Annotated in this window: 19 protein-coding genes; 9 read left to right on the forward strand and 10 right to left on the reverse strand. The window is 69.4% G+C overall.

The window, feature by feature from the left end:
- Position 1: 1 nt before the first annotated feature.
- Both AC1DDU_RS00940 and AC1DDU_RS00945 read right to left on the reverse strand, forming a co-directional pair.
- Positions 2-922 (reverse strand): carbohydrate ABC transporter permease, encoded by a 921-nt coding sequence (locus AC1DDU_RS00940; protein WP_477430756.1) that lies wholly within the window; start codon positions 920-922, stop codon positions 2-4.
- Positions 919-2,205: an extracellular solute-binding protein gene (locus tag AC1DDU_RS00945; RefSeq protein WP_477430757.1), complete on the reverse strand. Its 1,287-nt coding sequence runs from the start codon at positions 2,203-2,205 to the stop codon at positions 919-921. The genes AC1DDU_RS00940 and AC1DDU_RS00945 overlap by 4 nt, the downstream gene beginning before the upstream one ends.
- 162 nt (positions 2,206-2,367) lie before the next feature.
- Here AC1DDU_RS00945 and AC1DDU_RS00950 point away from each other — a divergent pair, with 162 nt between their 5' ends.
- On the forward strand, positions 2,368-3,360 hold the full coding sequence (locus AC1DDU_RS00950) for a LacI family DNA-binding transcriptional regulator (protein ID WP_477430758.1): 993 nt from the start codon (positions 2,368-2,370) through the stop codon (positions 3,358-3,360).
- 32 nt (positions 3,361-3,392) lie between these two features.
- Here AC1DDU_RS00950 and AC1DDU_RS00955 read toward each other — a convergent pair whose 3' ends face one another.
- The 6 genes from AC1DDU_RS00955 to nrdH all read right to left on the reverse strand — a co-directional run bounded on the left by AC1DDU_RS00955 (position 3,393) and on the right by nrdH (position 9,934).
- Positions 3,393-3,758 carry a PLD nuclease N-terminal domain-containing protein gene (locus AC1DDU_RS00955; RefSeq protein ID WP_477430759.1) on the reverse strand — a complete coding sequence of 122 codons (366 nt, stop codon included), beginning with the start codon at positions 3,756-3,758 and terminating at the stop codon, positions 3,393-3,395.
- 116 nt (positions 3,759-3,874) lie between these two features.
- The gene (locus tag AC1DDU_RS00960; protein ID WP_477430760.1) at positions 3,875-5,938 is read right to left on the reverse strand and encodes an elongation factor G; all 2,064 of its coding nucleotides are present in this window, start codon (positions 5,936-5,938) and stop codon (positions 3,875-3,877) included.
- A 150-nt stretch (positions 5,939-6,088) separates the two neighbouring features.
- Positions 6,089-7,063, reverse strand: a complete 975-nt coding sequence (gene nrdF, locus AC1DDU_RS00965; protein ID WP_477430761.1) for a class 1b ribonucleoside-diphosphate reductase subunit beta — start codon at positions 7,061-7,063, stop codon at positions 6,089-6,091.
- Positions 7,064-7,114: 51 nt separating this feature from the next.
- Positions 7,115-9,247, reverse strand: a complete 2,133-nt coding sequence (gene nrdE / locus AC1DDU_RS00970) for a class 1b ribonucleoside-diphosphate reductase subunit alpha (RefSeq protein ID WP_477433385.1) — start codon at positions 9,245-9,247, stop codon at positions 7,115-7,117.
- 5 nt (positions 9,248-9,252) lie between these two features.
- On the reverse strand, positions 9,253-9,699 hold the full coding sequence (gene nrdI, locus AC1DDU_RS00975; RefSeq protein WP_477430762.1) for a class Ib ribonucleoside-diphosphate reductase assembly flavoprotein NrdI: 447 nt from the start codon (positions 9,697-9,699) through the stop codon (positions 9,253-9,255).
- 1 nt (position 9,700) lies between these two features.
- On the reverse strand, positions 9,701-9,934 hold the full coding sequence (gene nrdH, locus AC1DDU_RS00980) for a glutaredoxin-like protein NrdH (protein ID WP_116196298.1): 234 nt from the start codon (positions 9,932-9,934) through the stop codon (positions 9,701-9,703).
- Between the two features lie 372 nt (positions 9,935-10,306).
- Here nrdH and AC1DDU_RS00985 point away from each other — a divergent pair, with 372 nt between their 5' ends.
- Together AC1DDU_RS00985 and AC1DDU_RS00990 are read left to right on the forward strand one after the other, a co-directional pair.
- A complete protein-coding gene (locus AC1DDU_RS00985; protein WP_477430763.1) occupies positions 10,307-11,515 on the forward strand; it encodes an MFS transporter in 1,209 nt (402 codons plus the stop codon).
- A 72-nt stretch (positions 11,516-11,587) separates the two neighbouring features.
- Positions 11,588-12,490 (forward strand): intradiol ring-cleavage dioxygenase, encoded by a 903-nt coding sequence (locus tag AC1DDU_RS00990; RefSeq protein ID WP_477430764.1) that lies wholly within the window; start codon positions 11,588-11,590, stop codon positions 12,488-12,490.
- 6 nt (positions 12,491-12,496) lie between these two features.
- On the opposite strand, the gene AC1DDU_RS00995 is transcribed toward AC1DDU_RS00990, so the two are convergent.
- Entirely contained in the window at positions 12,497-12,916 is a 420-nt protein-coding gene (locus AC1DDU_RS00995; protein WP_477430765.1) for a pilus assembly protein CpaE, read from the reverse strand.
- A gap of 64 nt (positions 12,917-12,980) precedes the next feature.
- Here AC1DDU_RS00995 and AC1DDU_RS01000 point away from each other — a divergent pair, with 64 nt between their 5' ends.
- The gene (locus tag AC1DDU_RS01000) at positions 12,981-13,739 is read left to right on the forward strand and encodes an alpha/beta fold hydrolase (protein WP_477430766.1); all 759 of its coding nucleotides are present in this window, start codon (positions 12,981-12,983) and stop codon (positions 13,737-13,739) included.
- A 10-nt stretch (positions 13,740-13,749) separates the two neighbouring features.
- Here AC1DDU_RS01000 and AC1DDU_RS01005 read toward each other — a convergent pair whose 3' ends face one another.
- Positions 13,750-14,757 carry a TIGR00341 family protein gene (locus AC1DDU_RS01005; RefSeq protein ID WP_477430767.1) on the reverse strand — a complete coding sequence of 336 codons (1,008 nt, stop codon included), beginning with the start codon at positions 14,755-14,757 and terminating at the stop codon, positions 13,750-13,752.
- A gap of 28 nt (positions 14,758-14,785) precedes the next feature.
- On the opposite strand from AC1DDU_RS01005, the gene AC1DDU_RS01010 reads away from it, so the two are divergent.
- From AC1DDU_RS01010 to AC1DDU_RS01030, 5 genes are read left to right on the forward strand one after another with little or no spacing between them, the layout of a single operon-like run.
- Positions 14,786-15,958 (forward strand): acyl-CoA dehydrogenase family protein, encoded by a 1,173-nt coding sequence (locus AC1DDU_RS01010; RefSeq protein WP_477430768.1) that lies wholly within the window; start codon positions 14,786-14,788, stop codon positions 15,956-15,958.
- A gap of 4 nt (positions 15,959-15,962) precedes the next feature.
- A complete protein-coding gene (locus tag AC1DDU_RS01015) occupies positions 15,963-17,252 on the forward strand; it encodes a DUF445 domain-containing protein (RefSeq protein ID WP_477430769.1) in 1,290 nt (429 codons plus the stop codon).
- Between the two features lie 54 nt (positions 17,253-17,306).
- A complete protein-coding gene (locus AC1DDU_RS01020; RefSeq protein ID WP_477430770.1) occupies positions 17,307-17,669 on the forward strand; it encodes a gamma-glutamylcyclotransferase family protein in 363 nt (120 codons plus the stop codon).
- A gap of 20 nt (positions 17,670-17,689) precedes the next feature.
- Entirely contained in the window at positions 17,690-18,577 is an 888-nt protein-coding gene (locus AC1DDU_RS01025; RefSeq protein ID WP_477430771.1) for an agmatinase family protein, read from the forward strand.
- Positions 18,574-19,044 carry a SixA phosphatase family protein gene (locus AC1DDU_RS01030; RefSeq protein WP_477430772.1) on the forward strand — a complete coding sequence of 157 codons (471 nt, stop codon included), beginning with the start codon at positions 18,574-18,576 and terminating at the stop codon, positions 19,042-19,044. Before AC1DDU_RS01025 ends, AC1DDU_RS01030 begins: the two co-directional genes overlap by 4 nt.
- Positions 19,045-19,050 lie beyond the last annotated feature (6 nt).

Consider the following 19,050-nt stretch of genomic DNA (forward strand, 5'->3'; position numbering starts at 1 on the left):
GTCAGGTCCTCTGGCGGAAGAAGCGGAACTGCACGAGCGCGAGGATGCCCACGAGCGCGAACAGGACGTAGGCGCCGGCTGCTCCGACCGAGTAGTTGCCGTACGTGAACTGGTTGTAGACCTGCAGGGCGATCGACGTCGTCGAATCCAGCGGTCCGCCGTTGGTCATCACGAACGGTTCGTCGAAGAACTGCATGTACCCGGTCGTGACGAGGATCGAGTTCAACAGGATCGTCGGCATCATCATCGGGATCGTGATGCGGAAGAACTTCTGCCGCGAGTTCGCACCGTCGATGTCGGCCGCCTCGTTGACGTCGGAGGGGATCGCCTGCAGACCGGCGAGGAAGATGACCATGGATGCGCCGATGTTGCGCCAGATCGCCATAATCGTGATCGCGAGCAGGGCGGTGTTCGGGTCGCTCAGCCAGTTCGGCCCGGAGATGCCGATCCAACCGAGCATCGTGTTGATCACGCCGGTGTTCTGGTACATGATCCGCCACACCACGGCCACCGCGACGATGGTCGTGATGACCGGCATGTAGTAGCCCACCCGGAAGAACGTGGCGACCTTGCGACTCACCGAGTTCAGGAGGACCGCGAGCACCAGCGCGAGGAACAGCGTGGTCGGCACGCCGACCACGACGAACATCAGCGTGTTCAGCAGCGCCCGCTGGAACGTCGGATCGGTGAGCACCGTGATGAAGTTCTCGAACCCGACGAAGTTCACGTTGAACGGGTTGCGGATGTCCCGCGCCCTGAGGTCGGTGAACGCCATGGCCAGCGAGCTGACGAGCGGGATCATCCCGAAGACCCCGAACGTCAGGACGAACGGCGCGACGAAGACCCAGGCGATGGCGGCGGATCGCCGCCGCTGCGCGGCCAGGGAAGGGACCTTCCCCGGCCGCGCTGCTGTGGTTGTCACCAGCCGAAGCCGATCTTGTCGGCCTGCGCCTGGATCTCCTTCGCCGCCTCGGCGCCGGTGATCTCGCCACGGGCGACCTGCTCGGAGTACTTGCTGATGAGGTCCGAGATCTGCGACCACGCCGGGTAGTTCGGCGTGGCGACCGTGTTCGCCAGCTGCTCGGTCAGCGTCTTGGTGACTGGGTTGTCCTGGATCGGCTCGTACTCCGCCGCGGCGACGTTGGCCGGAAGCTCGCCCTGCAGGTCGTACCACGCCTCCTGCTGGTCCTGCTCACCGATCCACGACAGCAGCGACCACGCTGCAGCCTTGTTGTCGGATGCCGAGAACACGCCGAGGTTGCCGCCACCGATGTACTGGTCGTTGTTGCCGCCGGGACCCTCGGGCGAGACGGTGTAGCCGACGGAGTCCATCGTGAAGCCCTCGGGCGCGGTGCCCTTCTCGATCTCCTCCTGGTAGATGTCGAGCATCCACGGACCCGAGATGAACATCGGCGTGCCACCGTTCTCGAACGTCGCGTCGGAGTCGCCCAGTGGCGCCTCGCCGCGCTGGAAGTAGCCGCCGTAGTAGTCGAGCGCCTCGATGAACTCGGGGGTGTCGATCGTCCACGCGTCGCCGTCGGTCATCGACCCGCCGGCCTGCGCGTCGAACGGCACGATGACCTGCGCGGGCTGCTCGGTGGGCTTGGGCAGGCTGAAGCCGTAGGTGCCGCCCGGACGGGACGTGAAGGCCGCGGCCATCGCCTGGGTCTCCTCCCACGTCGTCGGGGCCGACAGCCCGAGCTCGGTGGCGATGTCCTTGCGGTAGAAGAGGAAGCGGGTCTCGACGTACCACGGCATCGCGTACTCGCCATCCTCGCCGGTGACCGAGTCCACGGCTGCCGGGTAGAAGTCGTCGGTGTCGTAGACGCCGTCCGGCACGCCCTCGAAGGCGCCCATGCCGATCACCGTTGCCGTCTGGTCGGAGCCGGTCATCATGATGTCGGGGCCGGTGCCGGCGGCGGTCGCCGTCTGCGCCTTGGTGATGACCTGGTCCCACGGTACGTCGGTGACCTTGACCGAGGCATCCGGGTTCGCCTTCAGCCACGGCTTCACGAGCTTCTCAAGGTTCTCGGCGTGGCCGCCTGCGGTCCAGATCTCGACGACGCCCTTGGCCTCGCCCTCAGCGGCGGGGCCGGTCGAACCCGATCCGTCCGCAGTGCCGTCGGCTCCGCGACCGCATCCGGAAAGGACCAGGGCGGCGCCCAGCGCCAGCGCCGTGACCGCGGTGACTCGCGACCTTTGCATGCTCACTCCTTCGTGTTTCGAAATGCGAACTCGAAATTTCGCATCACTTTCTGAGAGACTATAGAACGCCAAGCGCCGCCGAGTCCAGCGGAGGCCCGTGAAATCAGTCGAGATTGGGTAACGATTGGCGCTAGCATTTCGGAAAGTTCGTCGAAGGGAACCATGGTCGTCCAGCTCGCACAGATCGCGACCGAAGCAGGAGTGTCGGTCCCGACCGTCTCGAAGGTGCTCAATTCACGCCCCGACGTCGCCCGCGCCACCCGCGATCGCGTCGCTGCGGTCCTCGAGCGTCACGGGTACGAGATCCGGATGCGGCCACGCATGGCGACCGGATTCCTCGACATGCGCGTGGTCAACCTCGATCAGGCGTGGTCGGAGGCGGTCGTGCGGGGCGCCGCCGAGGCGGCGAAGAGCCACGGCAAGGACCTCGTCCTCACCGTCGAGCCCGACCCCGACGATTGCGACGACTGGGTGGCGCACGCCCTCGAGCGCGGTTCGGACGGCGTCCTGAGCGTCGTCGCGGTGCCGAGCGAAAAGGCGCGCCAGCAGCTCGCGGAGGCCGGCATCCCGCTGGTGGTCGTGGATCCGCTGCGCCGCGTGCCCGAGGGCACGTTCTCCATCGCGGCGACGAACTTCCAGGGCGCGTTCGACGCCGCGCAGCACCTGGTCCACCTGGGTCATCGCCGTATCGCGACCATCACCGGGCCTCTGGACCAGGACAACGGGATCGCGCGTCTGGCCGGCTTCCAGGCGGCACTGCAGCAGGCGGGCATCACCGTCGACGAGGGGCTGATCATCCGAACCCACTACGGGGTCGATCAGGGCTACGACGCGACCCGGATGCTCCTCACCCGCGAGAACCGGCCGACGGCGATCTTCGCCGCGAGCGACGACAGCGCCCTCGGCGCCATCCGCGCCCTCCGCGAGAGCGACCTGCGGATCCCCGACGACGTGTCGGTGATCGGCTTCGACGACCTCCCCCACTCGTCCTGGATCGACCCGCCGCTGACGACGATCCGCCAGCCCCTCGCACAGATGGGGAGCGCCGCCGTCGACGTCATCCTCCGGGTGCGCGCCGGCCAGCACCCCGCCGCGCGCACCGAGCTGTCCACGACGCTCATCGTCCGGTCGTCGACAGCACCGCTCCAGGGCTGACGCTCACCGCGTCGGCGATCGGATGGCGGCCGCTACACGCCCCGCGCGCGATCGTCGCCTTCACTCTGACGACGCCTGAGCTCGGCTCGCAGGCGATCCTCCTCGATCTCGCGCTCGAGGTCGGCGAGCTGCTGCTCCGTGCTGCGGATGTCGCGAGGCGCCGGCGGCGCAGGAGCGCGCGCGACCTCCCGAGACGCGCGCGGCAGACGCGGCCCGTCCTCGGGGTAGACGCGTCCGATCGTGAACCAGAGCAGCGTTCCGATGAGCGGCAGCAGGATGACGACGATCACCCATCCCATCTTGGGGAGGTGACGCACCTGCCATTCGTCACGGCGGATGATGTCGATGAGCGCGGCGACCATGAGTGCCAGGAGAGCGAGGGAGATCAGCAGGGGCATCGCGGTCAGCCTAGAGCCCCACAAGGTCTCCTGCCTAGGCGCCGCAGCGGGTCGATCCGGAAGGGCCTGCTGGTCCGCTCGCGGCGATGGGCGTCCTCTCGTCGCGGACGTCGAGATCATCTGCTGGCACTCGTCGGCTCGTATCGTTCAGGAGCGACCTCGAGTTCGGCATGGCCCGCGGTGAGCGAACGCAGATCGAGCACATAGTGGGTCAGTTCCGCGTCGGGGACCGTCGCCCTGATCCGCGCACGGCCGTCGTCGCTCCGTTCGGTCGATCCGACGCGACCTCTGCGGCTGGCGAGGTCCGTGAGCACGGCGCCCTGCATCGCTGTCGGAACCGTCACCGTGACACTCGACACCGGCTCGAGGAGCACGGTGCCCGCTTGCGCGAGCGCCGCCTTCACCCCCAGTGAGGCGGCGGTGCGGAAGGCCATCTCGGACGAGTCGACGGAGTGCGCCTTCCCGTCGTACAGCTCCACCCGCACATCGACCACAGGGTGTCCCTGCGGCCCGCCTGTCGCCAGCGCCTCGCGCGCGCCCTTCTCGACGGCCGGGATGTAGGACCGCGGCACCGCACCGCCGACGACGGAGTCCTGGAACTCGAACCCTCCGCCGGGCGCGAGAGGCGAGAGCCGCAGCTGCACCACGGCGAACTGCCCGTGGCCGCCCGACTGCTTCTTGAGCCTGCCCTCGGCGCTCGCGGTGCCGGCGATCGTCTCGCGGTACGCGACGGGCGCAGGCGAGGTCACGACGTGGACGCCGAACACCCGCGCGAGGCGCTCGACGGCGACGGCGACGTGCGCGTCGCCGAGCCCGCGAAGCACTGTCGCTCCGCCGGTGCGGTCCACGATCAGCGTCGGATCGTCCGACACGAGCCGCGCCAGCGCGGTCGACAGCTTGACGTCGTCGGACTGCGACACGGGTTCGAGGCCCACCGCATAGACAGGGTGACGATCGGGCAGCGGCGCGGGCCGTGCACCGGCGCGGGTTCTGGTCCACAGCAGGGAACCTGCGGGGGTTCCGGCGAGTTTGGCCACCGCGCCCACATCGCCGGCACGCAGCGAGTCGGCAGGGAGGTGCTCCGAACCACGCAGTCGGAACAGGGCCGGTATGCGCTCGTCGACCCCGGTCGTCGCGTTGTGCAGCCGATCACCGGGCCGCAGGACGCCGGACAGCACCTTCAGCATCGCGACCTGCCCGAGGAACGGGTCGGCGAGAGTGCGGAAGACGTGCACGAGCGGCTCACCGGATGCATCGATCGCGACCGGTTGCAGTGTGCCGCCCCCGCCCGAATCGTCGACACCGATGCGGATGACGCCGTCGCGCGTGCCGGGTGGCGGCGCGAGCTCGCACAACAGGTCTGCGATGCGGTCGATGCCGGTGCCCGTGATCGCCGAGCACAGCAGCACCGGGACCGCCTCGCCCGCGGCCACCTCCCTCGCCAGTGTGCGGCCGAGATCGCGCGGCGACGGCTCGTCGCCGTCGAGGTAGGCCTCCAGCTGCGCGTCGTCGTGCGACACGATCTCCTCGGTCGCGTCCTGGTGGAGGCGGTGCTCCTCGTCGGCGATCTCAGCGGGAATGGCCTCCGTCCGGTGGCGCCCCGCGGCGTCGTACACGAGCAGATCCTCGCCGAGCACATCGGCGATCGCGTGGAACCCCTGTTCCTCTCCGACCGGAAGCTCCAGAGGGACCAGACGCGTGCCGAAGGTGCTGCGCAGGTCGTCGAGGACGCGTCGGAAGTCGGCGCGCGCACGGTCCTCCTGCGTCACGACCACGATGCGCGGGACACCCGCGGCGTCCGCAGCAGCCCAGACCGCGTTCGTTCCCGCGGTCACGCCGTCCACCGCGCTCACCACGACCACCGCGACGTCGGCCACCGAGAGCGCGGAGTCCACGGCTCCGATGAAATCCGGATGCCCCGGGGTGTCGGCAAGCGTCAGCGCGTAGGCGGATCCGTCTTCTCCGCGCCAGTCCAGGTAGGCGAGGGAGAGGCCCAGTGACACGCCGCGCGCGGCTTCCTCCGGCTCGAAGTCAGACACGGTTGTGCCCTGTTCGACGCTCCCCATCCTCTGGATGGCGCCGGCGCGGTGGAGCAGCGCCTCGGTCAGCGTGGTCTTGCCGGAGCCCGCGGCTCCGACGAGGACGATCGTTCGATGCGTGACGGCGGACGCGGCATCCACGAAGACCTCCCGCGGCTCTGCGGACTCAGAATCGTACGTCCATCGTGGCGGGGATGCCGCGGGGGCGCCAGGCCCCACTACCGCAAGAGGACGGTCCACGCAGCGCGGAGCTGCGTGGACCGTCCGGTGCTCAGTCCGCCAGAACCTCGTTCAGAAGTCCCAGTCCTCGTCCTCGGTGGCCTCGGCCTTGCCGATGACGTACGACGAGCCCGACCCCGAGAAGAAGTCGTGGTTCTCGTCGGCGTTCGGCGACAGAGCCGACAGGATCGCCGGGTTCACGTTCGTCACGGTCGAGGGGAACATCGCCTCGTAGCCCAGGTTCATGAGGGCCTTGTTGGCGTTGTAGTGCAGGAACTTCTTGACGTCCTCGGTGAGGCCGACGCCGTCGTAGAGGTCCTGCGTGTACTGCACCTCGTTGTCGTAGAGCTCGTAGAGCAGCGAGAACGTGTAGTCCTTGATCTCGTCGCGCTTGGCCTGGCTCATCGTCTCGAGTCCGCGCTGGAACTTGTAGCCGATGTAGTAGCCGTGCACGGCCTCGTCACGGATGATGAGGCGGATGAGGTCGGCCGTGTTGGTGAGCTTGGCGCGGCTCGACCAGTGCATCGGCAGGTAGAAGCCCGAATAGAACAGGAACGACTCGAGCAGGGTCGAGGCGACCTTGCGCTTGAGGGGCTCGTCGCCGCGGTAGTACTCCATGACGATCTGAGCCTTCTTCTGAAGGTTCTCGTTCTCGACCGACCAGCGGAACGCCTCGTCGATCTCCTTCGTCGAGCACAGCGTCGAGAAGATCGACGAGTACGACTTGGCGTGGACCGACTCCATGAACGCGATGTTCGTGTAGACGGCCTCCTCGTGGGGCGTGATCGCGTCGGGGATGAGCGACACCGCGCCCACCGTGCCCTGGATGGTGTCGAGGAGCGTGAGCCCTGTGAACACCCGCATCGTGAGGGTCTGCTCCTCGGGGGTGAGCGTGTTCCACGACTGGATGTCGTTGGACAGCGGCACCTTCTCGGGCAGCCAGAAGTTGTTCACGAGGCGGTTCCACACCTCGAGGTCCTTGTCGTCCTGGATGCGGTTCCAGTTGATGGCCTGGACGTGGTCCAGGAGCTGGAGCTTCTCGCTCATCTTTCTCTCTCTTCGCGTTTCGTCTCGCTGCGCTCGCTCAACGACCGGTGATCACAGCGTGCAGCTGACGCACTCGCTCATGTCGGTGCCCTCCAGCGCCATCTGGCGGAGGCGGATGTAGTAGATCGTCTTGATCCCCTTGCGCCAGGCGTAGATCTGGGCCTTGTTGATGTCGCGCGTGGTCGCGGTGTCCTTGAAGAACAGCGTGAGCGACAGGCCCTGGTCGACGTGCTGGGTGGCGGCGGCGTACGTGTCGATGACCTTCTCGTAGCCGATCTCGTACGCGTCCTGGTAGTACTCCAGGTTGTCGTTCGTCATGAACGCCGCCGGGTAGTAGACGCGGCCGAGCTTGCCTTCCTTGCGGATCTCGATCTTGGCCGCGATCGGGTGGATCGACGACGTCGAGTTGTTGATGTACGAGATCGAGCCGGTCGGCGGCACCGCCTGCAGGTTCTGGTTGTAGATGCCGTGCTCCTGGATCGACGCCTTGAGCGCGCGCCAGTCGTCCTGCGTGGGGATGTGGTGGCCGGCGAACATCTCGGCGACCTTGGCCGTGGCCGGGACCCACTCCTGGTCGATGTACTTGTCGAAGAACTCGCCCGACGCGTACGTCGAGTCGGCGAACCCGTCGAAGGTCTCGCCGCGCTCGATCGCGATCTTGTTCGACGCGGTCAGGGCGTGGAACAGCACCGAGTAGAAGTAGATGTTCGTGAAGTCGACACCCTCCTCCGACCCGTAGTAGACGTGCTCGCGGGCGAGATAGCCGTGCAGGTTCATCTGGCCCAGGCCGATCGCGTGCGAACGGTCGTTGCCGTCCTCGATCGAGCGGACCGAGGCGATGTGGCTCTGCTGGCTCACCGCGGTGAGGGCGCGGATGCTGGTGTCAACCGTCCGCGCGAGATCGCCGCCGTCCATCGCCAGGGCGATGTTGAGCGAGCCCAGGTTGCACGAGATGTCCTTGCCGATCTGGGCGTAGGAGAGGTCCTCGTTGAACGTGGTGGGGGTGTTCACCTGCAGGATCTCGGAGCACAGGTTGGACATGTTGATCCGGCCCTTGATCGGGTTGGCCTTGTTCACCGTGTCCTCGAACATGATGTACGGGTAGCCCGACTCGAACTGGATCTCGGCGAGGGTCTGGAAGAACTCGCGCGCGTTGATCTTCGTCTTCTTGATGCGCGGGTCGTCGACCATCTCGCGGTACTTCTCGGTGACCGAGATGTCGCCGAACGGCACGCCGTAGACGCGCTCGACGTCGTACGGGGAGAACAGGTACATGTCCTCGCCGTTCTTGGCGAGCTCGAACGTGATGTCGGGCACGACGACGCCCAGCGACAGCGTCTTGATGCGGATCTTCTCGTCGGCGTTCTCGCGCTTGGTGTCGAGGAACCGCATGATGTCGGGGTGGTGCGCGTTGAGGTACACCGCGCCGGCGCCCTGGCGCGCGCCCAGCTGGTTGGCGTACGAGAAGGAGTCTTCGAGCAGCTTCATCACGGGGATGATGCCGCTGGACTGGTTCTCGATCTGCTTGATCGGCGCACCCGACTCGCGGATGTTCGACAGCAGCAGAGCGACGCCGCCGCCGCGCTTGGACAGCTGCAGGGCGGAGTTGATGCCGCGGGCGATCGACTCCATGTTGTCTTCGATGCGCAGCAGGAAGCACGAGACGAGCTCGCCGCGCTGCGCCTTGCCCGCGTTGAGGAACGTCGGGGTCGCCGGCTGGAAGCGGCCCGAGATGATCTCCTCCACCAGTGCGGTGGCGAGCTTCTCGTCGCCGTCGGCCAGCGCGAGCGCGGTCATGACGACGCGGTCCTCGAAGCGCTCGAGGTAGCGCTTGCCGTCGAAGGTCTTCAGCGTGTAGCTCGTGTAGTACTTGAACGCGCCGAGGAAGGTCTCGAAGCGGAACTTCTTCGAGTACGCCAGGTCGTTGAGCTTCTGGATGTACTCGAACGAGTACTTCTCGAGCACGGCGCCCTCGTAGTACTCCTTCTCGACCAGGTAGTCCAGTCGCTCCTTGAGCGAGTGGAAGAACACCGTGTTCTGGTTGACGTGCTGCAGGAAGTACTCCCGCGCCGCACGCTTGTCGGCATCGAACTGGATCTTGCCGTCGGCGTCGTAGAGGTTCAGCATCGCGTTCAGGGCGTGGTAATCCATGCCCTCGAACCGCGCTTCCGTCTTGAAGGCCATCTCCGTCAGAGCTTCCACCATCGTTCCAATCCCGCGCTCACGCGTTCCACATCTTCAGGCGTGCCGAATACCTCGAGCCGGTACAAGTGCGGCACGTTGCACTTGCGGCTGATGATGTCGCCGGCGAGACAGAAGTGCTCGCCGAAGTTGGTGTTCCCCGTGGAGATGACTCCACGGATGAGGCTGCGGTTGCGCTCGTCGTTGAGGAACCGGATCACCTGCTTCGGAACGGCGCCCTTCTCGACGCCCCGCCCCTGGCCTCCGCCATAGGTGGGTGTCACGAGGACGTACGGCTCGTCGATCACGAGCGCCGGATCCGTCGAATGAAGCGGGATCCGGACCGCTCGCGCTCCGAGCTTCTCGATGAAGCGTGCGGTGTTGCCCGAGACGCTCGAGAAGTAGACCAGCAGCGGCGCGTCTGTCGCGACGCGCTGCGCCACGACCGCCGACATGTCAGGCCAGACGCGACGCGAGCTCGTCGATCTTGTCGGGACGGAAACCCGACCAGTGGTCCTCATCGGTGATGACGACCGGCGCCTGGAGATACCCCAGGGCCTTGACCTGCTCGAGGGCCGCCGGGTCCTCGGAGAGGTCGTGGATCTCGTACTCGATCCCCTTGGAGTCGAGTGCTCGATACGTCGCCGTGCACTGCACGCACGCGGGCTTCGTGTAAACCGTGATCGCCATGTCGATTCCGTCTCCTCAGTGCTTCCCCCGGTGGCATCCGGTGTCTCTTCCCGGTAGTCCCCCCACCGGGAGTCCAATACTACATATGGGTACCGACATTCATAAGCACCACAAGGGCTAGTAGTTACATCGGTGTGATTTTCCACCGTTCTCCCCATGTACAACACAGGTTCTCCACGGATTCATCCACAGTCGGAGGCCTTGCGAAAAGGCCGGGATCACGGGCGTTTCCGGCCCCGCGCCGGGATCCCTCCACAGCCGGGAGGCTAGGCGCGGGCTCCGACATCCGATTCGCCTGTGGAGAACGTCTTCGGCGTGTCGCGCGTGTCGCGTGTGTCGCGGTCGTGGCGTCGCGTGCCGTAGCGTTGACAGGTGGCTGGGTACCGGGATCTTCTGCGCACCCCCGGCGTGGCCCGCATCATCGCCGCACAGCTGACCGCGCGCTTCCCCAACGGGATGATCAGCCTCGTCATTCTGCTGCACATCGAGGGGATCACCGGGTCGTACGGCGCCGCGGGGATCGTCCTCGCGGCCCTTTCGATCGGCCAGGCCATCGCAGGACCGGTCACCAGCCGCTGGATGGGCCGGTGGGGTATGCGCCGCGTGCTCACCCTCACGACGATCGTGTGCGCGGCCTCCCTCTCGGCGATCGCGTACCTGGTCGTGCCGGTCGCCGGCTACGTCGCACTCGGCTTCCTCGCGGGCATGTCCACCCCGCCGATCGTCGCGGCGGTTCGCACCATCTACGCGAAGATGGTCAACTCCACGCAGCTCACCGCTCTGTACTCGCTGGACGCGTCGCTGCAGGAGGTCATCTGGATCCTCGCGCCGGTGCTCATCACCTTCGTGGCGACCCAGGCCGGTACTGTCGTCGGCCTCACGCTCGTCGTGGTCATCCTGGTCGCCGGCGGCACGTGGTTCATCCTCTCCCCCGAGGTCGGCCGCGTGCGGATCCCCCGCAGCAAGCGCGCCCTCGGCAAGGTGCTGACGCGCCCGCCGATCCTCCTGGCGACCGTGATCGGGTTCCTCCTCATCGGGTCGTTCTCCGCGGTCGAGGCCAGCGTCGTGGCCACGTTCGACCACGGCGGGCTCGAGGCCGGCCTCGTGCTGGCGGTGTTCTCCATCGGCAGCCTCGCCGGAGGCTTCGCCTTCGGCCATCTGCCGATGGGGTCATGGGCGATGGCGCGGCGACTGACCGTGGTGACGGTCGGCCTCGCGCTCACCTCGCTGTGGATCAACGTGTGGTGGATCGGCGGCACGCTGTTCGTGGCGGGGATCGGCATCGCACCGGCGCTGGCCGTACTGTCTGCCGTGACCACTGCGAGCGTGAAGTTCAGCGACACCCCCGAGGCGTTCGGGTGGGTGGGCACCGGCCAGCTCATCGGCGCGGCCGCCGGATCGGCGGTCGCCGGCTTCCTCATCGACGGGCCGGGCGGGGTCACCGCCGCGTACGCCGCCGCCGCGGGATTCTGCGCGCTCGGCCTGGTGGTCGCCGTCGTGTTCGTGCGCGGTCTCCCCGATCTGCGCGAGCGCGGCGCGAGCCCGATGCCCGACACGGAGCCGGTGCCCACGATCCGCTGAGGTCTCGCGGGCCGTACCGGAGACATAGCCCGCCCATAGACGTCGCAGAGATGCCTGCGCTGTACTCGGCGCATGGACACCGACGACACGACCCGCACCGCCCGGCGCGACCGCGAGTGGCTGGATGCCGACGGCCACCCGATCGACGAGGACCACCGCGGCCTCGTCTACGACATCCGCACGCTCATCGACCGCCGCCGTGCGCTCGGCATCTTCGGCGGCGTGGCGTTGACGAGCCTGCTGGCCGCGTGCGGCGCGTCGCCGGACACGGATGCCGCCGCCACCGGGTCCACGTCTGGCTCGCCGGGCGCGACGCCGTCGGCGAGCGCCGGGGACGGGGCATCCGGTCCCCTCACCGAGGTACCCGGCGAGACGGCGGGCCCCTACCCGGCGGACGGGTCGAACGGCGTGGACGTGCTCGACGACTCCGGGATCGTGCGCGGCGACATCCGGGCGAGCTTCGGCTCGTCGTCGACGGTGGCCGACGGCATCCCCCTCACGATCGCGCTCACCGTGCGCGATGCGGCGACCGGTACGGCACTCGCGGGCCGTGGGGTGTACCTGTGGCACTGCGACCGCGACGGGAACTACTCGCTGTACAGCCGTGCCGCCGAGAACGAGAACTACCTGCGAGGCGTGCAGGAGACCGACGCGAACGGCACCGTGACCTTCACGTCGATCTACCCCGCGTGCTACTCGGGACGGTGGCCGCACATCCACTTCGAGATCTACGAGGATGTCGCCACCGCCGTCGCGACCGGGCCGATCGTCAAGACGAGCCAGATCGCGCTGCCGCCCGAGACCAACGGCGCCGTGTACGCCACGAGCGGGTACGAGCAGAGCGTGCGCAACGCCTCTCAGGTGTCGCTGCAGAGCGACAACGTGTTCGGCGACGACGGCGGCATCCACCAGCTCGCGACGATGTCGGGCTCGGTGGACGCGGGCTACACCGCCGCCCTCACGATCGGGATCTAACCGCCCTCAGGCGATGCGCCGCAGCATCTCGTGCAGCGCGAGCGCGTAGGCGTCGGCGGGCTCGGGGTGCTCGAACACCAGTCGCTCCTCGGTGCCGTCGGGGCGATGCAGCGCGATCTCGACCTCGTGCGTGTCCGGCAGGCGCCGCAGCACGCGGAATGCCCCTCGCAGCAGCTCCCGCAGCTGGTGCTCGTGCGGCAGCCACAGCGCGTCTTCGAGGGCGACGGAATCCAGCGCCCATTCGGTGGTGCCGTTGAAGGCGAGGATGCGCCCGGTCGGATACTCGCGCGGCTCGATCGTCATCTCGCTGACGGTGAAGACGTCCGCCTCGAACTCGGGCTCGTCGAGCTGGAACCTGTCGCCCGAGCGCGGGTGCCACACCAGTCCCGCGTCGCGCAGCGCGAGGGCCATCTCCGTCGAGATCATGCCAACCTCCGCTCCCATCCTGCCGTGCGCGAGGCGCGGAGTCGCGCCCCTTTAGGCTGAGCGCATGTCCACCCCTGTCGCCCTCCCCCGCGTATCGTGGGGCGCCGCCGACGCCGGGCGTCGCGCGCTCCTCATCCATGGTCTCGGCTCGACCGGCGCCCTGATGTGGCGCTACGGCGTGGCCCTCGCCGACGCGGGATGGCGAGCGGATGCCGTGGACCTGCGCGGGCACGGCACCGCTCCGCGTGCGCTGGACTACACGCTGGCGGCGTACGGCACGGACGTCGCCGCGGCGCACCCGGACGACGGCGGGCCGTGGGACCTCGTGGTGGGGCATTCGCTGGGCGGCGCGGCGGCCGTGCTCGCGTCGGCCGCCGACGCGACCTGGACGCGGCGGCTCGTTCTGGTCGACCCGGCGATCGCGCTCACCGACCACGACCGCGACATCGTGCGAGACAGCCAGACGCGGTCGTTCGACGATCCGTCGCCGGCCGCCGTGCGCGCCGAGCACCCGCACTGGCACCCCCAGGACATCGAGTTGAAGGCGCTGTCGGCGGCACAGGCGAGCCGGTGGGCCGTGGAGCAGACGAGCGCTCAGAACGAGCGGTGGGACGTGACCGAGGCCGCACTGCGGGTCGCCGTGCCCACGCACGTGATCGCCTCCGATCCCGCGGTGTACTCGCTGTTCCGCGGCAAGCCGGCGGAGGCTGCGGTCGCGCCGAATCCCCGATTCACCGTGTCGGTGGTCGCGGGGGCCGGCCACTCACCCCACCGGGACAAGCCCGAGGCGACCATCGCCGCACTGCTCGCCGGGCTCGCATGATCCGACTGTCCTACTGGACGGTGACTTCGACCCCCTGTCCGACGTCGAGCACGACGCCGACGTACGACGGCACCTCGTCGGCCAGCGCCGCGCGCAGGTCGTCGATCGGCGGCGTCCTCCCGTCGTCGGTGGTGACGGCGACCGTGGCCGTGGTGCCCGACCACTCCACGGTGTAGACGCGCGCTCCCTCGTCGTCCTTCAGCCACCGCGTCGCGGCATCCTGGATCGACACCGACCAGCGCGCCAGCGCCACCGAGACGATCGAGTTCGCCGCGAGCGGCAGCGCGATGACCAGCAGCAGCGCGCTCACGATGACATAGGCGCGCCGCCGGTTGGCCACGCGCGAGGATCCCGGTTCGGTGGCGTACCCGGCGAGCGTGAAGACGATGCTGCCGGCGATCACGAGGGCGATGACGTTGGAGAGGAACAGCCACAGCGCCCCCAGCGCGTCCGCCCACAGGCCCTGGCCGGCGCACACGCCGACGACGCCCAGCGGCGGCACCAGCGAGATCGCGATCGCGACGCCGGGGAGGATGGCGCTGAGATCGCGGCGGCACATCGCGAAGCCGCCCGCGAAGCCGGTTGCCAGCGCTGCCAGGAGATCCATGAAGCTCGGCGACGTGCGCCCGAGCACCTGGGAGTTGGTCTCCAGGCTCTGCGGCGTCGCGACGAACACCGAGAACGCCAGGCCCAGCACGATGACGATCGCCAGGCCCAACAGCACCCACAGGATCGAGCGCACCACGAGGCTGAGGTGCCCCGTGACGATGCCGAGCCCGATCGCGAGGATCGGCGTGCCCAGCGGCGCGATGATCATGGCGCCGATGACGGTGGCCGTCGAGTCGGTCAGCACGCCCGCGATCGCGATGACGCCGGCGAGGGTGAGCATGATGAGGAACCCGCTGCGTTTGCCCGCCCGGTCGCCCGAACCGAGGTCGAGCGCCTCGGTGACCTCCGCCGCGGTCTGCCGCTGGCTGGGCGGGACGAGCGAGTGCAGCACATCCGAGAGCGTCGCCATGGGCACATCATGGCGCAAGAATGGCGGGGTGACCCGATTCGACCCCACCGAGATCCTGCCCGACGAACTGCTCGAGCGGTTCCGTGCGCGGGCGGCCGTCCACGACCGGGAGAACACGTTCCCCGACGACGACCTGGCCGACCTGAAGGCCGCCGGCTACCTCGCCGTCCTGGTGCCCGCAGAGCTCGGCGGGGCGGGACTGGGGCTGGCGGAGGCATCCGCTCTCCAGCAGCGCCTGGCGGGCGCGGCACCCGCGACGGCGCTCGCGATCAACATGCACCTGGTGTGGACGGGCGTGGCCAAGGTGCTCGCCGACCGCGGCAGCGACGACCTGCGGTTCGTGCAGGAGGGCGCGGCGGCCGGCGAGGTCTTCGCGTTCGGGATCAGCGAGGCCGGCAACGACCTGGTGCTGTTCGGGAGCGGGACGGATGCCGCGCCCCTCCCCGACGGCGGCTACGCGTTCACCGGCACCAAGATCTTCACCTCGCTGGCCCCGGTGTGGACGCAGCTGGGCCTGCACGGCCTGGACACCTCGTCGCCCGACGAGCCGCGCATGGTCTACGCGTTCGTGCCGCGCTCCGAGGTGCAGGCGGGCCGTGTCGTGGTGCGCGACGACTGGGACACGCTGGGCATGCGCGGCACGCAGTCGCGCACGACCCAGCTGCGGGATGCCGTCGCCCCCGCCGATCGCATCGTGCGGCGCCTCGCGCCCGGCCCCAACCCCGACCCGCTGGTGTTCGGCATCTTCAGCGTGTTCGAGCTGCTGCTCGCGTCGGTGTACACCGGGATCGCGCGGCGCGCGCTGGAGCTCGCGGTCGACGCCGCGGGCCGGCGCACCTCCAAGCGGACCGGCAAGGCCTACAGCCAGGACCCCGACATCCGCTGGCGCATCGCGGGGATGGCGCTCGCCTACGACGCCCTGCCGCCGCAGATCGAGGCGCTCGCGCGCGACGTCGACGGCCTCGCCGACCACGGCGCGCGCTGGTTCTCGCTGCTCGCCGGGGTCAAGCACCGCGCCGTGACCGCGGCGAAGTCGATCGTCGACGAGGCCGTGCTGGTCGCGGGCGGCTCGTCGTACTTCTCCGCCAACGAGCTCAGCCGCCTGTACCGCGACGTGCTCGCGGGACTGTTCCACCCGTCCGATCCCGAGTCGGCGCATTCCACGGTGGCCACCGCCTGGCTCGGCCCGATCGAGGACTGAGCCGATGACGCGGATGCCGACCACCGCGGTGAGCGAGCCGCTCGCCCTGAGCCCCGCCGATCAGGAACGCCGCCGTGGCCTGCGCACGATGAAGGGCGTCGCACTCGGTGCGCTGGTGTTCATGGCCGTGCTCTTCGCGTTCTCGTTCGCGTTCCAGCAGGACGTGCCCGCGCTGGCGTACGTGCGGGCGGCGGCCGAGGGCGGCATGGTCGGGGCGCTGGCCGACTGGTTCGCGGTGACGGCGCTGTTCCGGCATCCGCTGGGCATTCCGATCCCGCACACCGCGATCATCCCGAGCCGCAAGGACGAGATCGGCCGGACGCTGGGCGAGTTCGTCGAGACCGAGTTCCTGCGCGGCGACGTGGTGCGCACCAAGCTCGACCAGACGGCGATGGCCGCCCGGCTCGGCGATTGGCTGCGCACCCCCGCCCACGCCGAGCGCGTGACGGCGGAGGCCTCCGTGATGGCGGGGAGCGTGCTGCGGGCGCTCAGCGACGACGACGTGCGCGACGTCATCGAGGAGCTCGCGCGCGAGCATCTGATCGCGCCCGAGTGGGGTCCCCCGCTGGGCGAGTGGCTGGAGCGGATCATCGACGCCGGCGCCCACCACGGCGCGGTCGACCTCGCCGCCGACAGCATCGCGGCATGGCTGGACGCCAACCACGCCGCCTTCTCGGGCCTCGTCTCGCGCCGGCTGCCCGCGTGGGTGCCCGGGGTCGCCCACCGGTTCGTCGACGACACCGTCTACAACGAGGCGGTGAAGTTCGTCGCCGCCGTGCGGGCCGACCCCCGGCATCCCGCCCGCATCGCGATCGACGGCTACCTCGCGCGCCTCGCGGGCAACCTGCAGCACGACCCCGCCACCATCGGGCGCTTCGAAGACGCGAAGCTCGCGGTGTTCGACAGCCCGCGCGTGCGCGAGCTCGCCGCCGAGGCGTGGGCCACGGCCAAGACGGGCCTGCTGCGCTCGCTCGCCGACCCCGACAGCGGGCTGCGCCGCCGCGCCGCCGAAGCACTGGCCGACCTCGGCGAACGGCTGACGACGGATGCCGCCCTCCAGCGCCGCGTGGACTCCTGGGTCACCGAGGCCGCGGTGTTCCTGGTCGACCGGTACCGGCACGACATCGCGTCGATCATCACCGACACGGTCGAGCGGTGGGACCCGAAGGAGACGACGGAGAAGATCGAGCTCATGGTCGGCCGCGACCTGCAGTACATCCGTCTGAACGGCACCATCGTCGGGGCGCTGGCGGGGCTCGCGATCTTCTCGATCGCCCACGCCCTGCTCGGCTGACATCCGGCGTCGCCGCCCTGCCGGTGCGGAGGCCGCGCGAGTACCCTGAGACCCGTGGACGACGCCCCCCGCTCCGCCCCACCCGCGCAGCTGCTGTTCGCCTACGGCACGCTGCAGCACCCCGACGTGCAGCTGGACATCTTCGGCCGGCTGATCGGCGGTGAGGCCGACGTGCTGCCGGGCTACACCGTCGACTACGCCGAGATCGCCGACACCCGCGTCGTCGACCTGTCCGGCCTGTCGGTGCACCCCGTCGTGCGCGAGACCGGCAACCCGCTCGACAAGGTCGTGGGCGTGGCGCTGCAGGTGACCGAGGAGGAGCTCGACGCGTCGGACGAGTACGAGGTCGCCCTCTACCGGCGCGTCTCGGTGGTCCTCGCGAGCGGGCGTGCCGCGTGGGTCTACGTGTCGGCGTGACGGGCCGGTAGCGTCGGAACGTGACGCTTCCGCATGACGCCCTCTGGCCGCGCGCAGGCGCGTGGCCGCCCATCGACGACGGCGGCTGGGATGCCGCGATCCTCGGCGTGCCCGCCTTCCGCACCTCGCTCTCCCCGACCGGCGCCCACGCGACCCCGGCAGCGATCCGCGAGGCGCTGCGCCGGTACAGCCCGACCCTTCTCGGTCCCCCGCGGATCGACCTGAACGAGGTGCTGCGCATCGCCGATGCCGGCGACATCGACGAGCCGGACGGACCGGCGGGCGAGGCATCCGTCCGCGCCGGCGTGACGGCGCTGCGGGAGCGGGCCGACCTCGTCGTCGCGCTCGGCGGCGACAACTCGATCACGTACCCGGTGGCGCAGGGCGCAGGGGCCGCCGGCCTCATCACGATCGACGCCCACTTCGACCTGCGCGACGGCGTCTCCAACGGCTCGCCGGTGCGCCGGCTCGCCGCGGACGGCCTCGACGGCCGGCGGATCGTGCAGCTGGGCATCGCCGACTTCGCGAACTCCGTCGCCTACGCGCAGCGCGCGGCCGACCTCGGCATCACCGTCGTGACGATGGACGATGTGCGCCGCCGGGGCGCGGCCGACGTCATGGCCGAGGCGCTGGAGATCGCCGGCGCCGGAGGCGGCGCGATCCACCTCGACATCGACGTGGACGTGTGCGACCGATCGGTGGCGCCGGGCTGCCCGGCGTCGGTTCCGGGAGGACTGGCGGCGTGGGAGCTGCGCGCGCTCGTGCGGGAGGCGGCATCCGATGCCCGCCTGCACAGTGCCGACATCGCCGAGGTCGACGCGACGGCGGATGCCCCCGACGGGCGCACCGTCCGCCTTGCGGCGCTGTGCGTACTGGAGCTCCTGGCCGGTCTGGCGGTGCGGCGATGATCCGCCTCGCGCTCGTGCGACACGCGAAGTCGGACTGGGGCGATGTGAGCCTGGACGACCACGACCGGCCGCTCAACGACCGCGGCATGCGCGATGCGCCGCGCATGGCGACGCGGCTGGCGGCATCCGGGTTCCGGCCCGACGTCATCCTGTCCAGCACCGCCGTCCGCGCGCGCACGACCGCCGAGGCGTTCGCCGCCGAACTCGGCGTCGCGGTCTCGCTCGACCCCGAGCTGTACGGCGCGCCGGCTCGGACGCTGCTGGCCGCCGCCGCGGCGACGCGCGCGGGCTCGGTCGTCGTCGTCGCGCACGACCCGGGGATGAGCGTGCTCGCCGCGCGCCTGTCGGACGACGGGATCGGGCACATGCCCACGTGCGCGGTCGCGACCTTCACGTGGCAGCACGACGACTGGGATGTCGCCGCCGCACTCGATCCCGACGAGTGGACGTTCGACGCGCCCCGCTGACGGGCG

The organism is Microbacterium sp. 05T445, assembly GCF_056395865.1.